The sequence below is a fragment of the Paenibacillus sp. CAU 1782 genome (assembly GCF_054551715.1).
This window is the reverse complement of record NZ_JBTOLL010000008.1, coordinates 1-14,070: the sequence shown is the minus strand read 5'-3', so window position 1 is coordinate 14,070 and position 14,070 is coordinate 1. Positions and strand designations below refer to the sequence as shown.

The window sequence follows — 14,070 nt, the reverse complement described above, 5'->3', positions numbered from 1 at the left end:
AGATAGATGATGGGTTTCTACTAACTATTTTACATCATACATTTCTAGGAACCCAACTACCTCAACCAGATTATTTACCCTCTAAGAGATCACCCTGATCCTTTGAGAATGATTCGGTCGATCGACGACTATGTCTTCGATGTTTAATTCTTTGAGCCAGTTTAACAAATCACTTAACAAAATCTTTACATTTCGCCTATACGGTTTGGGATCATCCATTAAAGAATCATGTAACTTTGCAGTTAATTGCCCAAAATAAATCTCGTCTTTTACCGCCTCCCTTAACCATCGATAAGGCTTTGATCTAATAAATTGACGCCGAACATCACTTAGACTGTAAGCTTCTGAAAGTTCAAGAATTTCAAGATCATGCTTACAAATATCTTGTGGAGAATGGCTAAACAGTAAATCAGCTGTCCAGAGATAATCAACATCAGTTTGGAATTTTTCTTGTACACTCTCACTCCAATAGAATTTAGGAAGGGATAACTGCACATTTAATAATGATAGATCGGCTTTCATGATTTCAAACATATTTTCATCAAGTTCTTTTGATGATCTAATTAATTTATTAATCTTATTCATTTCTTCCTCAGTCGCTTGAATTCGAGCAATGGATTCAATATTTTGACTCCCCCCCAAACCAAGACCATTGGAAGTTACGTTTGCACTTCCAATGATAACCCGTTGTCTATCAAAAACTATTATCTTTGAGTGTAAATCAAAATTTATATACATCCTCCAGTTATTAGACCTACAAAAATCAAATATCTCCATATCCGTCGAGCCGCTAATTATATCCTCAAGCCTAAACCTAACCAACAACGTTTTAGTGGCAACATTTTTCGGAATAAAATTGTTGATAAATTTTAACGCCTCAAACTTTACAAATGCTGAAATAATTACTATATCATGATTTGTTCTACTTAATTCTTGTTCCAAGTTATGTTTTATATCAGAGGAATGTAATATTCTTTCCATGTCTACTCACCCATTTCTATCAATCTTAATTAGGAAACAATCCGCCAATAATTGGCGGATTGTGATTAGTTAAACACGCATACGCAAGGAACAGTATCATCCTCTACAGCCATATTCAAAGAAAGATTTCCTTCCGATTCCAATTCCGTACGATATTCCTCAAGTGTAAAGGGTCTTCCATCTCGTTTCAATATACTCACATTGCCAAGTTGAGCACGCATCTTTCTTTCCATGTCTTCCTGCACCTTATACACATCTGGCCAGATTGTATATAATTGACGATAATGATTAAATCCCCCTCTAACACACCGTCCGCCACAGTTTGCATGCGAAAAACCAAGATCATACATCCTGGGGAGCTTTACACCCCATTCGTTTTCTATCATGTTCTTCAAATTAACATCCTTAATATTACCGTCAAGCAAAGGGAATCTTGTTTCAACCGATTCTAATGCTTGATGGTCATAAAAATCCTTGAGATTCTCTGCACGATGCTTTTCATGAGGTCCTATCCCAAAATATAGTATAGGCTCAAGTCCCCTGTCCCTTAATTCTTCAATGAAAATAACAGTTTGTCTGACTTTTAACTCAGATGAACATTTAGCTAATCTTGAGTTGCCAAGAAATCGTGTCTCAACAAAAACCTCTTCTGGCGTCCTTCCATCTATCCTCTCCGTGATTTCAAGGCCTAGATAGTCGGCAATTTCGTACATAAAACGATAATTGTCGATATCCTCCCATAAAGTATTTGTAAAAAAAAGAATACAGTTATCTTTACCATGTGTTTGTACCATAAGGTAGGCGACATAGGCACTAGCCGCTCCACCACTAAACATGGCAACATGGACAGGTTTTCTCTCGGTCATCTCGTTCCCCCCAAGTCTTTATTTTCAATCAAGATTTCTTCATTAGATGAATCAGAAGAAGCATCCTTTAATAATTTCCATAATACGACACGAAGTTCCTCCTTAGGAACAGTCCGGCCAGTAAATTGTAATGTTCTCTTTACATTCTCATAGATCAGCTGTGACTTTTCAGATAGTTCTAGTTTAGGAATTAATACAGAGCCTTCTTCACTTTTCAACTCCATGTAGTGATTCTGGTAATTATTTTGAGTTATTGAAGTAAGCTCATTCTCTAACTCTGTCTCAAATACCTCATCAGTAGCATCCGACCAGCTTTCACGCGGGACACCCACAAGACTTTCAGAAATCTGCTCAATCCAATTACTTTCGTTACTTACCAGCAGAGCGGATATCAATTTTGATCTTTGTTTAACAATACTTTTTTGACTATTAGCATAGCTATAAATCCCGCTATATGATTCTGCTTGCATGATCCGGTAGACCCTTTTTTCTAAGTTAATCCTATGTTGTTCTAGAAACTCTTCACATTCGGTTCTTAGTCTTTCAAGCACCTTTCTATCTTCTCCGCCTTTTGTAAGTCGATAGATTCCTGCTAGTGCTTCATGTGGGCGAACCTCGCTAAGTTTAACTAGTTCTCTAAACTTATTTGATAATTTTGATTGATGTAAAGTACTTCTGGAGAAGCGTGGCAAAGAAAGAAACCATCGTTGCAACATTTTGCATAGTTGTAAGGGTAATTGATGTATCTCATCCCCACTTTGCTTATAGTCACTGAAAACGTGCCCTATAAGATTTGATAGTTTAACCTCTTCTTCTTTAGGTTCTTGATAACTAAACGTATATTCCTCAGGTGCATGAATTATTTCCCAAAGCAATTCTCCATCCAAGGAAGACACATACATTTGATTCTTAAAAAACATCAAATGCTTCCATTCAATGGACAATAAAGAGACAAACAAAACAGGAACAACAGGCAACCTAATCCCAAATGGTCGTTTTGTAAATACATCGACAAGTTCCTTTACAGATCCATTTTCTTTTAACAACTCCGCTTGAAGAGCACGCCTAAGATCTGCCAAGCAATTGTCTTCCAACAAATCTGGTTGAAGTAATACAATGCCATTATTCTTGATAACTGTCGCGTATATTAAATAATCCGGTCCGTATCCATTTATCGGGATTTCAGATAAACCATTGTAAATAGAATCAATAATCTGGTCAATTAGATTAATTGCATTATTTTTTTGTACCTTTGAGATATTTCTCCTATTGTAAGCCTCGTTCTTAACAATTGGAGTAGAAGGATATATTCCTCTTGAAATGTTTGATAAATATTTACTCAAAATTCTATCACTTGAAATTGTCTTAATTTGACCCTCGTGGAACCAAATGTATCCATTTTGAAACTGAGTATAGCCATTAATTATTTGACGCAATCGATACATGACCTCACGTCGTAAAAATAACATTTCATCTGATATAAATTTATCCTGACTCATAAAATTCTTATCAAGTTCAAGCATTTTTAATACTTTAAGTTTTCTTATATACACATCAAGCTCTTCCGACTCAGTTTCTGGCACAACAAAAATCATCGACTTACTATTTTCACTTAACACGGCTGTATCTCGATAAGCATCATCAAGGTCTCTTGCGTTTTCAACGATAACAAGGAATACTGCAAAATCCGCCTCACTTTCTAGAAGGAGGCGATCCACGGATTTAGTTCCCTTATTTATTTCTTCAAAATGAATCGTCTTTACGACAGCAAATCTGGTCATGGATTTTTCATCATTATATTCATTTGGTAAATAGAATTTTTTTTCAAGAATTTCGTCAGTAATTTCCATTTTCTCTCTTGCGGAAAGTGAAAAGCTGTTCATTCTGTCTTTAATTTCTTTATCGACATTTACAAAGCTACCATCGTATAGCATCCACCGTTCCTCTTCGTTGAGGAATCTCACTATTTTCTGGCGTGCTAATACATTCAAACATTCTGTTGTGATTGGTATGCTCCAATTCAATGAAAAAGCAATAAAATCCGTAGTAGGCAATACTTTTGTTTTAAGGTTTCCTATTTCAAAAATCGCTAGTAGTTTTATAACCTTCATTAGTTTTTCATTATCTTCGCTCGGTTTTAATCTACGGAGCGATCTTTTATACAGCAAGTAACTATCCTTTACGTTAGAATCTACCTCGAAGGCTTCAAAAGTAGGTTCAAAATAATCAAAAAGCCTATCAATTGTATACCAACTCTTCTCAGTCTCAAGGTGCTTCTTAAGCCCTCCAGTTTCATCGCTCTCTAGCAGTGTAAATAGAGTTCTTTCATTTTGGGCGACTACATTCGCTAGACGTGGTAAAGCAAACAATGAAACAGGATGCAGAGGATAACTCCCTCCTGCTACTAAATTTGCAACTTCAAAATCTGTGAGTTCTGGGAACAATGGAAACTTCGAGAGACCTTGAGAAACTTCTTTCTCAGGTCCACTCCATTTTTCTCTATGTTTTGTTGTAATTAAACTTGCTAAGCGGATGAATGTAGCTTGATCACTTTCCACATGATACGAGTGAAATCTTTTTTCAATTCTTTGAAATTCTTTCTGCAATTCCTCGTTAAATCTTGAGGCATACTGCCGAAGGTTTCTATGCGTAATAAGCACAAGTGACATATTCTCTAAGCTACTATGGTTTACAAGCTCAGCAACATCTTGAATATCTTGCATCGTTTCATGGATTTGGATTGTTTCTAGTGATTGTAAAAACCGACCGAATTCATCATGAACAACAAATAAGCCCATCCCTTTTTTATTCAGCTCTGTAAGTACATATTCCAACTGGGTAGTAATATCTCCATACCCTGTAATTTGAAATGGTGCTCCAGAAGTAAGTTGGGGATATGTCTGTGTAAACCAAGAAATTGCTTTTTGATCGTAATTCTCTATTTGATACAACCATACATTCCAATCCCAATGTTCACTTACAAGTTTTTGAAGTTTAATAAATGTGTCAGGAAATTCATTCTGCCAAATATCAATCCTTTGTAAGATATCAGCTGCTACGCCTGGAACTTCAATTTCGATATTATATCTGTCTAATGTCCGTTGTACAGAGGACAGAAGTGCATTTCTAAAGCTCCCAACATTCCCTTCTAGAATCACAGGTAAGTATTTATATGGATAGGCTATGAGACCTCTAAGTGTATTACCAATCTCGGGACTAATATTGTCAAACCTATCAAACAATTGATTCGCAACCTTCTTCGAAACTTCCTTTAACGAGAGATTTGCAAGTAACGTGCCAAGCAAGGATTTTCCTGAACCATACGGACCAACAACAATATGGGCTTTCGCCCCCTGATTAAGAAGACCATTAGCTATGCCAAGCAATGGATGAGAGTGAGAAGGGGTTGGCAAATATTTTTCTACAAACTGATCCTTCCCTATGTCAAATTTAATATTTATACTCGGAACAAATTTTTCTTTTGTCTTAGCCATAAATTAACTGCTCCTCTTTTACTTTGTATTCATTCTCCAGAAATTGCGCGGAGCTGATTTGTGGTAGAAGAACGTCATTCAGGCTGTTTGTCCTAACGAAAGATATTGGATACAATGGATGTTCTTCCAATGATTCTAGAGCCTTAATTATCTCCACCCGCGACAAATGATATATCTTTCCCCACAGGTTTGGTTTGCTCTCTATTTCATCAATAGAAATGCTATTCACTTCATTTTTCTCGCCGTATTTTAATAAAACATACATTAGCGCAGTTAATCCAATACTTTCATGACGAACAGCATTTTTCCTAACTATTCCTTTGTGTTCTGTTATTAATCCTAAAGAACTTAAGGGACTTTGGGTAACATCTTCAGGATCTTCAACCGTATCTAATGTGTATAAACGCAAAAGGCAATCAATGTCTCTTTTGATTGACTTCTCTAGAGGTTCTGTATTTTGAATTGTCGACGCCCAAGAAATAATAGAATTTACTAATTCTTCCTTGGTCGCGACTCTATTATTATTGATATTAAAAAACCAATCCCATACTGTAAGAGGGTCCGATCGATCTAGGATAAAATAATGAAGTAAAGAAAGAGTTTCTGGGTAGTTCAAATACGGGTCGAATGAATCAATTAATTCACCGAACCCATTAATAAAGTGGATGGATTGCCTGCTCTCCTGATCCTTACCCTCGCAAATAATGTTGGTAGTCAACATCCAAAATTTCAAGGATTGAACCATATTTTTCCCAAGACCAACCTTCTCAGCTGCTTCTTTATCATAGAAAAAACGAGGGTCTCTACGAACCATTGAAATCCCTTTTCTTAGCCAATTGACACGTAAATGAAACGTTTGATGTTGTCCAAATCTCATATGTATGCTTCCCCCTCAGGGCTTACTCTAGTATAACTATATCATTTCTGGAGACACATATCCAGAAGCCGCTCATCTAATATTATCAAACAAATGTTCCCGTGTCAAAAAATAAAACCCCTGATCGGGGTTTCACTCGAACTATTAATAGTAACCTCTCAAAAACGTTTTTGCAACACGTCCCCAGTCATTTCTTGCTTCCTGTGCCTTATCCTTCATAGGTCCATCCGGCAATTCGTCCTCATAACGAGCCCATGCCATCAGCAGTAACTTCATACCTTCCGAGGCCTTCTTAAGTCGACCTCCAAGTTCTTTGGCATCGCAATCATCTGTCTCTTCATCAAGAACCTCGACTAAATTCTCAAAGGCAGGATGTCTAGTATTTAGCAACACACTAATTGACCCTCCACGAGGTCTTACAGTAAAAAATGCATCACCTTCAATCGCTATCTTGGCAAATAAATACTTCAGGTTATTTTCTACCGTGTTTGCTGCAAGTGTTTCCGCAACTATAGGCTCTATCCCGGATTCTACCAAATCATAGGTGATCTCTTCCTTTTTTTCCTCAGGTGTTTTGGTTTCATCTTTGTCACTTGACCCAATGTGGCCCTCTTGCTTCCTTTGGTCAGTCATATCTGTGGCAGCTTTTTCAGCATTTGTATCATATCGTTCAGTACTTCGAGTTCCCCTAGTTTGCTCTTTTAGAAGCCTTCTTATCATCTTTACTTGATTGTATACGTAAACTGCAACTTCAAGTAATGGCCCTCTCGGATCTCCTTCCTCCTCAAGCTCAGTTTTTACTTGATTTAACGATTTCCCATTCTTTAACAACATGTCAATATCCCTATCAACTAATGCCATAATCTCAGTAAAATTTCTTGCTGATTGTTTATTGTTGGTTACACCCATCAATTCGTCCAATGAAGGGGGAAACTCAACTTCTACCCCCCACCAACGCTCAGTTGGATCATATTGATTTACAATACTTTGATCTAACTCTAATTCACGTCCCGCCCTCACTATTGAGATACCAACATTCTTTGCGGCATGCTTTCCATAAGGAGCGCTTCCCGCATTTGCTGTACTTCTCGCTTGATCTTTGGCATACGACAATCTTACAATCACGTCATGGTTTTCACCATGAAAATTAACTGTAAATCTGCCTTCATCCCCATAGTTCTCAAACATTGCAGTATCATGGTACGGTTCAGGACAACTTGTGACTGGCAAAATGTAACAAGGATCATTAGGTAATGCTTCTTTTTCAATACTGAAGTTGCTCAGATTTTCAATATTAAAAGCAGCCATTCGTATTTTTGCACTTCCGTCAGCGAGGAACTTCCTATACATTCGCCCTATTAAAAGTTCTGAGTTATCAATAAGTGTTGATGCCTTATACCAAATCAATCTATCTAACTGTGACCAAACGACTAGTGTCCCTGATTGACCAAATAAATCCCCTGCACCAATCCACAAATCAGGTATTGGCTTTTTAGATGGTTCAGGCATAATTGTTGTTGTCTCATTCTTTATATCGTTAACATCAAGATAGGTGTGCATTGCATTTTCAACACCATTTTGCCACGACCAAACATCAACTCGTTTACACTGTGAGATAGATGATGCGGGAAGCCCCATTCCAAATCTACCTATTCCAGATCTATTAGATCTACCTAGCCTTGTTCCATTCCCAAATTGCAGTGCTTTTTTTAATACATCCGCATCCATTCCTCCGCCATTATCGAGAACTGCTATCATTTCAATTCTTTTAGTCCTACGACTAGCCCGCTCCTCCTCTCGCTCAGCACAGAGAAGTTGTACGTAATTAGCTTCCGCTTGAATAGAATTATCAATAAGTTCCGCTACTGCATATGCTGTATTCTTGTAACCGTTATCCCTCATTGCCTCAATTGCGAGACTCGCAGGTACATAAGATTGCTCAGATAATGTTTTTTCAGTCATCCCCATACATCCTCCCAGTTATCAAATGATTCAGAAACTGACCTGAATCCTGGCAATTCTTGGTCAACTATTGTAACAACCTCTGCTTCTGCATTACCACCAGCTCTAACACCTCGTATTGCTCGCCCCACCATTTGACTGTATAGTACCAGCGAAATTGTCGGACGGGCTATTACTGCCGCACTAGTTTGGGGAGCATCAAAACCTGTAGTCAAGACTCCGTAATTGCAAAGTACAATTGTTTCATCAGATACAGTTTTATATAGATCGATTATTTCCTTTCGCTTAGAAGTTTCTGTATCACTCGTTACTGAGTATGCCTGAAGCCCTCTTGTTTGCAATACACTAGCAATTAGGTTTGAACTTGCAGCAGAAGGTGAAAATAGGATTATCCTCTTATGCCTTCGGGCTAGTTCCTCTACTTCTTTAATTATTTTTAGATTCCTTTGTTCATCTTCTCCTAAAGTTTTCAATACACTTAACGGAATATCAATGACTTCTGAGATTGATTCTAAATCCTTGTCAGTTAATCTACCTTGTTCATATAACAATTGACGATAATTAACTTTTGCTAGATACCCTTGATCAGTCAAATATTCAATTGGACTACTATACCCCTCAACTTCAAGTTTAACTTTACGTCTTGCAAAGAAAGTTGCAAGTTCCTGGTCCGCATCAATATTATTCCACGTTCTACCTGGCGTTGCGCTCAAACCAAGCAATCTGTTATAGCCCCCAACATAAAATAGCGCATCTAGGACCGTGCTGTAAGTAGGTGCTATTGCTTGGTGAGCCTCATCCATGATTATTAATGAGGTCATTCTTGCAAGTTTGGTGATGAATGAGATTCCGCCAAAAGCTTGAACTGCCCTAACGATTTTTGGAAGCCCCGCTACAACAAATCCATCTTTCAAAGAATCGACGTCTAAAGAAAGGTCGCCCCAAAAACGATGGACAGCAATTTCGCGATTGCCTAGACACGCCCACGCTTTTTCAAACTCTTCAGCTGCCTGTTCACACAACTCTTCACTTGCAGCTAACCAAACAACAATAGTTGGTTCTTGCTTACGCAAATGCTCTGAAATAATATTCATTGCCGTTCTAGTTTTCCCTGATCCTGTTGGCATATGTAGTAATACTCTATATGGTTCAACCTCTAGCAATTCCTTTACTTTTCCCGCTGCTCTTCTTTGATGTTCAAATAATGGATATGTACTATTTTGTAGCCTATGGCTTAGAACGGTTTCTTTTAGCTCAATCGGTGGAGGTACTAATTGGAAAAACTGAAAAAGACATATCTCTCCAACTGATCCTCTTCTGAAGGATTTACTTTTTAACTTTTGATATAGCTCACTAGCCGGAAGAGTATGTTGTACACCAATTTTCTCAGCCAACTCCCTTGCTTCATTTTCTCTAAGCAGGTCTAAAAACAACGCACGGAAACCTCTATCGAGCAATAACCCCTCGTATCCATATAGGTCTATTATCAATTTTCTTAAATAGGCATTATAGGATCTTGTCTGATCAAGATTCATGAGAATTCGCACAGTCTTCTCGCCCAATATTTGCTGTAAAATCTCTTCATCAGCTCTTGAAAATAAATCATCAAAACGCATGCATCTATCCCCCTTAACAGGTTGGCATAGGATAATAATACCATACAAGACCTCTAACTGTCTTTCGACGTTGTCGAATTGTAGACTACCATTGTTGATATACCTTCATTTATTTGACTTGCAGCTACAGCAAACTTTATTAAGTTCACCTCTTAAATGTAGTTTCAAAGACGCATAATAAAAAAGATTAATTCTATATTATACCTATGAATGACCGATACCGTTTAATAACAACATTAAGGAGATGATTTTAAATGCCAGCAAATGTTGAAACCATGTTTTACACCCGTGAAGCCCCATGGCACGGTCTTGGGAAAAATGTCGAAGAAGCTCTGAATTCGAACGAAGCACTCAGCGAAGCAGGGCTAGACTGGAACGTGATTCAGCGTTCCATCCTCACCGATACCTTGATGGAAATCCCCGGATTCAAAGCCAACATCCGAGACACAGACAATCAGGTGCTTGGTGTCGTTACCAACCACTACAAAATCGTTCAAAACCATGAAGCCTTCGCATTTACCGACGATCTACTAGGAGAAGGAGTACGCTACGAGACAGCAGGAAGCCTGCAAAACGGGAGAAAAGTTTGGCTACTTGCGAAGCTGCCAGAGCACTACATTATTTCCGGTGACCGTATTAGCCCTTATCTCATATTCTCAAACAGCCACGATGGTAGCGGCAGCATCAAAGTCGCCATGACCCCCATTCGGGTGATTTGCCAGAACACTCTGAACCTAGCATTAAGCCGCGCCAAAAGAATCTGGACAACGATTCACACCGGCGATATCAAATCGAAGCTGGATGAAGCGAAGAAGACACTCTTGTTGGCAGAATACTACATGGATAAGCTGGGAGCAGAAGTCGATCAGTTGAACCGCATCAAGATGACCGATCACAAAGTGATGGAATATATCGAGCTCCTTCTCCCAATGCCGGATAATGCTACTAAAATTCAAGAGAAAAATGTTGAGTTTCTGAGTTCCGACATGAAGCTACGGTATTTCGAAGCTCCTGATCTCGAACATGTTGGAAAGAACGGCTATCGTTTCATCAATGCCATATCCGACTTTGCAACCCACGCCAAGCCACTAAGAGAAACCTCATCGTTTAAAGAAAATCTGTTTATGCGTACGATAGAGGGAAATCCGCTTATCGACAAAGCATACGAACTCGTTCTAGCCTCTGCTTAATCGTTGTCGATTGCAGAGGCTAATTTTAATGAGCTAACCAAGCGGTTGGCTCTTTTCAATGAAACCAATCATTCTTGAAAGGTGGCTTATATGAACAATCATCCTGAAGATTTCAAATCTCTGTTAGCTTATTCCTTGCGTGAAAAACCAGGAAGCTATATCGTCGAAGAAATCCTTCAACGCTTTCCTTCCTTTTCCGAACTGGCTGATATTACCGAGCAAGAACTTCTATCGATTGAGGGTATTGGAAAAGTGCGCGCCAAACAGATCATAGCGACATTAAAGCTATCCCAAATCATTTCTGCCCCAACGCCTTCGATCAAAACGATACGCTCCCCAGCAGACGTATACAAACTTCTGGAACCGAATTTCCGCCATTTGAAACAAGAACAGTTCATTTGCTTATTCCTGAATACAAAGAACGGCGTCAACGGCAATGAGGTCATCTCTATCGGCTCATTGAATGCCAGTATTGTCCACCCAAGAGAAGTGTTCCGTCCTGCCATCAAGCGGAGCAGTGCCTCAATCATTTGCGCCCATAATCACCCGAGCGGTAATCCCGATCCGAGTCCCGAAGATATTTCGATCACCGCAAGATTGAAAGAGACAGGCGAAATCATCGGCATCGAGGTATTGGATCATATAATAGTCGGTGATTACTCCTTTGTGAGCCTAAAGGAACGAGGGCTCATGTGAGGAGTAAGAGAATGACCTACCGACAATTAATTTTTGCCCTGTTACGAATTTATCCTGATCAATTGAATTGTGATGTGACCGTCATGGTGATTTGAATCAAGAGCTCTATCCGGTCAAATTAAGCATCAATACTTGTGAGGATTCCGAAGGACATCCTATTTTGATACCCAAATCGAATGGAGGCTAATATATGCAACAATCCTTGCACGCCAAAGAATTTGTCCAAACCGAACATTTATCCTACGAAGATTGGTTGCAATACCGACGTCTTGGTATTGGCGGTTCTGATATTGCCGCAATCTGCGGACTATCCAAGTGGCGTACACCCATGCATGTGTACTTGGAGAAGCTTGGAGAAGCACCGGAAGAGGTGAAAAGTGAAGCTGCGGAATGGGGTACTCGTCTTGAGCCCCTCATTGCCGAAAAGTTTGCTCAAGAGCATCCGGACTGGGCGATCCTTGAAAAGAAAGTGATGTACTGTCACCCTGAGCATGAATGGGCGCTCGCGAATATGGATAGGTTGATCATTTGCCCAAAACGCGGCCGCGGCATTCTGGAAATCAAAACAGCAAGTGAATATTTGAAACAGGAATGGGATAACGGAAATATTCCGGACTATTACTACGTTCAATTACAGTGGTACATGTATATCATGAATTTGGATTTTGGGTATTTTGCCACCCTCATCGGTGGTAATAAATACCGCGAGTTCGAAGTGTATCGGGATGAGGAATTAATCGCCCAAATCGTCCGGTTAGCCGAGGATTTCTGGCATCACTATGTCCTTATGCGTCATTGCCCCCCTGTTGACGGTTCTGATGCTTGTTCAAAGCTTCTCTCTCGCCTTTATCCAAAAGCCCAGCACGCAACCGTTCTTCCTCTCGAAGAAACCGATTCTTTCACAACCTATTTAGACAAGAAACAACAACTGAAAGTGTTGGAAGCCACGATTACAGAACTGGAAAACCATTTCAAATCTCTATTAGGAGAATACGAAATCGGAATTGCGGGTCCTTACAAAATAAAATGGGAAAACCGCACCCGAAACGGGATCGACAGCAACCGGCTGAAGGAATGTTACCCCGAGGTGTATGAAGCCTGCATGAAGCAAACGCAATATCGTCAGTTTAGCATGAAACAGGAGGTAAAAATCGATGAATCAACCTTTGCCGACCCTGTTTGATCGATTGAATGCCCCCTTCCCCTATTCTGAGTACCATTACGATAGCTTTGGAGACCGTTGTTATATCTCTGGACAATCCATTACCGAACGCCTCAATCAAGTATTAGGAGTAGGTTACTGGAAATATGAAGGGTTACATGAGACGGAGAAAATTCTCCATGATCCGAACGGTAAAAACGCTCGTGTGAAAATTTATGTACGCTTTAGCTTTTACAACAGTGAGTTGCAGGAATGGATCACCTTTATCGATACTGGCAGTGAGCAAATCAAACCAGGAATGAATGAGGGCGATGCTACTAAAAGTGCCATTACCGATGGCATGAAGAAGTGAGCAAGCCGAATCGGTGTCGGGAGCAATCTCTATAAAGGTTTGATCACTTGGGATAAACAGCGGCAAGCGATCATCGTTCCCGAGCATTATGCAAAGTATTATCAGGAACAAGGTTGGGAAACTTCCAAAATGTACATAACTCCTCCATCATCTAACCATCGATCTGTCCAGAAAGTTGATCTTACCAGCAAACTGAAAAGCAAACCTTCTGCAATCCAAAATAAGATCAAAACCATTTGGCAAGAGCTTGCCGGAAATCTCGATGGCTTGGATGAATGGTATGGGAAAAAGCGTCAAGAGCAAGTAACGGATCAGCAAATATATAACTTACTTCAGAAAAAGTTACAGGATAAAAAGAATCCGGCAAGTGCATAAGTTCAACCAATTATGATACGGTCAAGCGATCTTCTTTAGCAAGATCGCTATTTCCGTTTTTTAAGGAAAGGTGGATCGTCTCCACTAAGTTGGACAGAAAAAATAAGGGCTTGTAGAATAAACGTATCATGCTAAGGAGCGGATCTCTACAATGCCTAAAAAACAACGACGCACATTTACAACGGAATTCAAAAAGCAGATGGTGCAGCTCTATGAAAATGGGAAGACCAGAGCAGCGATTGTGGAGGAATATGATCTCACCGCTTCTGCTTTAGACCGCTGGATCAGCCAATCACGGACAACAGGCTCTTTTAAGGAGAAGGATAATCGTTCATCAGAAGAAAATGAACTCATCGCCATGCGTAAAGAGATTGCGCGGCTCAAGATGGAGAATGACATTTTAAAGCAAGCCGCGCTGATCATGGGACGAAGGTAGCTATCATCCAGAATAATCGTGATAAATACTCGGTATCAGCAATGTGCGGCGTCCTGCAAATCG

Annotated in this window: 11 protein-coding genes and 1 pseudogene; 6 read left to right on the top strand and 6 right to left on the bottom strand. The window is 39.5% G+C overall.

The genetic code is table 11. The annotated features are described in order from the left end of the window. Positions 1–81 precede the first annotated feature (81 nt). From ACX93W_RS17005 to ACX93W_RS16980, 6 genes are all read right to left on the bottom strand, one after another. Positions 82–981, bottom strand: a complete 900-nt coding sequence (locus ACX93W_RS17005; protein ID WP_459393569.1) for a phospholipase D-like domain-containing protein — start codon at positions 979–981, stop codon at positions 82–84. Between the two features lie 65 nt (positions 982–1,046). Beyond that, complete coding sequence (locus ACX93W_RS17000) at positions 1,047–1,847, bottom strand: hypothetical protein (RefSeq protein ID WP_459393568.1); 801 nt, start codon at positions 1,845–1,847, stop codon at positions 1,047–1,049. Further along, positions 1,844–5,341 carry a hypothetical protein gene (locus tag ACX93W_RS16995; RefSeq protein WP_459393567.1) on the bottom strand — a complete coding sequence of 1,166 codons (3,498 nt, stop codon included), beginning with the start codon at positions 5,339–5,341 and terminating at the stop codon, positions 1,844–1,846. Before ACX93W_RS16995 ends, ACX93W_RS17000 begins: the two co-directional genes overlap by 4 nt. Further along, positions 5,334–6,218 carry a DUF4007 family protein gene (locus tag ACX93W_RS16990; protein ID WP_459393566.1) on the bottom strand — a complete coding sequence of 295 codons (885 nt, stop codon included), beginning with the start codon at positions 6,216–6,218 and terminating at the stop codon, positions 5,334–5,336. The genes ACX93W_RS16995 and ACX93W_RS16990 overlap by 8 nt, the downstream gene beginning before the upstream one ends. A gap of 144 nt (positions 6,219–6,362) precedes the next feature. Next, a complete protein-coding gene (locus tag ACX93W_RS16985; RefSeq protein ID WP_459393565.1) occupies positions 6,363–8,180 on the bottom strand; it encodes an ATP-binding protein in 1,818 nt (605 codons plus the stop codon). Then, on the bottom strand, positions 8,177–9,796 hold the full coding sequence (locus ACX93W_RS16980; RefSeq protein ID WP_459393564.1) for a DEAD/DEAH box helicase: 1,620 nt from the start codon (positions 9,794–9,796) through the stop codon (positions 8,177–8,179). Before ACX93W_RS16980 ends, ACX93W_RS16985 begins: the two co-directional genes overlap by 4 nt. Positions 9,797–10,050: 254 nt before the next feature. Here ACX93W_RS16980 and ACX93W_RS16975 point away from each other — a divergent pair, with 254 nt between their 5' ends. The 6 genes and pseudogenes from ACX93W_RS16975 to ACX93W_RS16950 form a co-directional block, all read left to right on the top strand. Then, positions 10,051–10,986, top strand: a complete 936-nt coding sequence (locus tag ACX93W_RS16975) for a DUF932 domain-containing protein (protein ID WP_459393563.1) — start codon at positions 10,051–10,053, stop codon at positions 10,984–10,986. A gap of 90 nt (positions 10,987–11,076) precedes the next feature. Then, positions 11,077–11,682, top strand: a complete 606-nt coding sequence (gene radC / locus ACX93W_RS16970; RefSeq protein WP_459393562.1) for a RadC family protein — start codon at positions 11,077–11,079, stop codon at positions 11,680–11,682. A 190-nt stretch (positions 11,683–11,872) separates the two neighbouring features. Then, entirely contained in the window at positions 11,873–12,865 is a 993-nt protein-coding gene (locus ACX93W_RS16965) for a YqaJ viral recombinase family nuclease (RefSeq protein WP_459393561.1), read from the top strand. Next, on the top strand, positions 12,837–13,196 hold the full coding sequence (locus ACX93W_RS16960) for a Rad52/Rad22 family DNA repair protein (protein WP_459393560.1): 360 nt from the start codon (positions 12,837–12,839) through the stop codon (positions 13,194–13,196). The genes ACX93W_RS16965 and ACX93W_RS16960 overlap by 29 nt, the downstream gene beginning before the upstream one ends. Before the next feature lie 39 nt (positions 13,197–13,235). Further along, positions 13,236–13,571, top strand: a complete 336-nt coding sequence (locus ACX93W_RS16955) for a hypothetical protein (protein ID WP_459393559.1) — start codon at positions 13,236–13,238, stop codon at positions 13,569–13,571. A gap of 151 nt (positions 13,572–13,722) precedes the next feature. After that, positions 13,723–14,070 (top strand): annotated as a pseudogene (locus tag ACX93W_RS16950) (transposase); the annotation flags it as partial.